The organism is Collinsella aerofaciens (assembly GCF_015552075.1).
Lineage (GTDB): Bacteria > Actinomycetota > Coriobacteriia > Coriobacteriales > Coriobacteriaceae > Collinsella > Collinsella aerofaciens_Y.
The window spans coordinates 1-2,168 of sequence record NZ_JADNDZ010000068.1 but is presented as its reverse complement, the minus strand read 5'-3'; the positions used below and the strand labels follow the sequence as shown (position 1 = coordinate 2,168).

Annotated in this window: 1 protein-coding gene; it reads right to left on the bottom strand. The window is 56.7% G+C overall.

The genetic code is table 11. From position 1 onward, the window contains the following. Positions 1–192: 192 nt before the first annotated feature. Entirely contained in the window at positions 193–1,887 is a 1,695-nt protein-coding gene (locus tag I2D41_RS04815) for a phospho-sugar mutase (protein WP_195363710.1), read from the bottom strand. Positions 1,888–2,168: the final 281 nt, after the last annotated feature.

Below are 2,168 nucleotides of genomic sequence, written 5' to 3'. Positions count from 1 at the left end.
CTCATCCGGTCCGACCGGGCCGCGCGGCAAGGAGATATATTGCCAGACCGGAGGGCCCCCGCGGGCGGGAATCTGGGCGTACACATTTCCTACACATATAAGTACTCTCAGCTGGCTGGTTAAAAACAGGAGGGGACCTCGCTTCCGAGATCCCCTCTTTCGCCTATCTATAGCAATAGACTCTTAAATACCTTATGCCAGCAGCTTGCGACCGGACTCCTCGATCGCGTCAAGTGCTGCATCTGCCTCGGCGGCATCCGCGCCCTTAGCGAAGATGTACAGCTTGATCTTGGGCTCGGTGCCGGAAGGACGAACAATACCCTTGTTGCCACCCTCAAGATCGAACTCAATGACGTTAGCCTTCGGCAGGCCGTTCACGCAGGTGTTGTAATCCACGACGGCCTCAATCTTGGAACCGGCGAGCTCCGCGGGCGGGTTCTCGCGCAGACCGGCCATGATGCCGGCCATCTTTGCCGCACCCTCAGCGCCCGGATAGCTCAGCGAAATCGTCTTATTGTGATAGTAGCCATACTTCTCGTACAGCTCGTGCATCGCGTCGGCAAGGTTCTTACCCTGCAGCTTGTAATACTGCGCCATCTGGCAAATCAGAAGCGAAGTGCTCACCGCGTCCTTGTCGCGCACGTGGTCGCCGGCCAGATAGCCGTAGCTCTCCTCGAAACCGAAGATAAAGCGATCGACCTCGCCAGCATCGGAAAGCGAGGTAATGATGTCACCGATGTACTTGAAGCCCGTCAGGCAGCGACGGAGCTCAAAGCCGTACTCGTCGGCCAGTGCGTCAACCATAGCGGAAGAAACGATAGTAGTAACGGCAACCTTCTTGGTGAGGTCCTCGCCGCGGGCGGCACGGGTCTTGCAAATATAGTCGAGCAGCAGGACGCCCATCTCGTTACCGGTCAGCAGCAGGTAGTCATCACCATTCTTTACGGCAACGCCAACACGGTCGGCGTCGGGATCGGTTGCGAGCAGCAGATCAGGGTGAACCTGCTCGCAGAGATCGATGCCCTTCTGCATGGCCTGACGGATCTCGGGGTTAGGATACGGGCAGGTCGGGAAATCGCCGTTAGGCTCCTTCTGCTCGGGAACAACCGTGACATCGGTGATGCCAGCGCGCTCGAGCACCGTCGTGACGGGAATGAGGCCGGTGCCGTTGAGCGGAGTGTAGACGAGCTTAAGCGGTGCGCCGGCAATCTCCTCGGCAGAAAGGTTAGTCACGCCGCGGGCGAGAACGGCGTCATAATAACGCTCGAGGCACGAGTCATCGATCCATTTAACCAGACCCTGCTCAAGAGCCTCATCAAAGTTCATGGACTTCACGCCGGTAAACGTATCGGTCTCGGCGATAGCCCTAGAAATTGCATCGGCGGCCTCACTGGTGATCTGGCAGCCGTCGGGGCCATAGGCCTTATAGCCGTTATAAGGCGCTGGATTATGACTAGCGGTCATGCAAATGCCACCGGAGCACTTAAGGTCACGGACGGCCCAGGAAAGCGTCGGCACGGGAGAAATCTTAGGATACACGAGAGCAGTCACACCGTTTGCCGCAAGAATGGCAGCCGTCGTCTTAACGAACAGTTCACCCTTATTGCGGCTATCGCGAGCGATAGCAACCGTCGGATGCTCGAAGGTCGCATTGAGATAGTCAGCAAAACCCTGCGTCGCGCGACCGACCGTATAGATATTCATACGGTTAGTGCCTGCACCGATAGTGCCACGTAGACCGGCGGTACCGAAGGCGAGATCTTGGAAGAAAGCGTCGGTGATGGCGTCTTCGTCACCCTGCTCCTTCATCGTGTTGAGCTCAGCGAGGAGCTCCTCGTCCTTGACATTGGCAATCCAAGTATCAAGCAGCTCATGAACATCTGCCATGTGAGTCCTTCCGTCACAATCAATAAAACGACCCGTGTAAAACAGGACAAGCGCAGCAGTGCGCTAAAGCAAATATTAGTCCATTGAGAACAAAGAACCGACCAAAGAACGGTGAACGTCTATATTCAGCGGTGGATGATTAAATTGATTTAATTGCATAAGGAATGTTGCGCGTAAACGCAAAAAAGGGGGAGGCCGCGAGGCCTCCCCCTTCTTCAGTCCGTTGCGACGGCTCGGTGCCGTCCACCGGTCAGCGGCGCCCTGGCCTCCCACGGGCTGAC

Excerpts from the sequence above, each read along its gene's own strand:
- I2D41_RS04815 (WP_195363710.1), bottom strand. The coding sequence starts at position 1,887 with ATGGCAGATGTTCATGAGCTGCTTGATACTTGGATTGCCAATGTCAAG.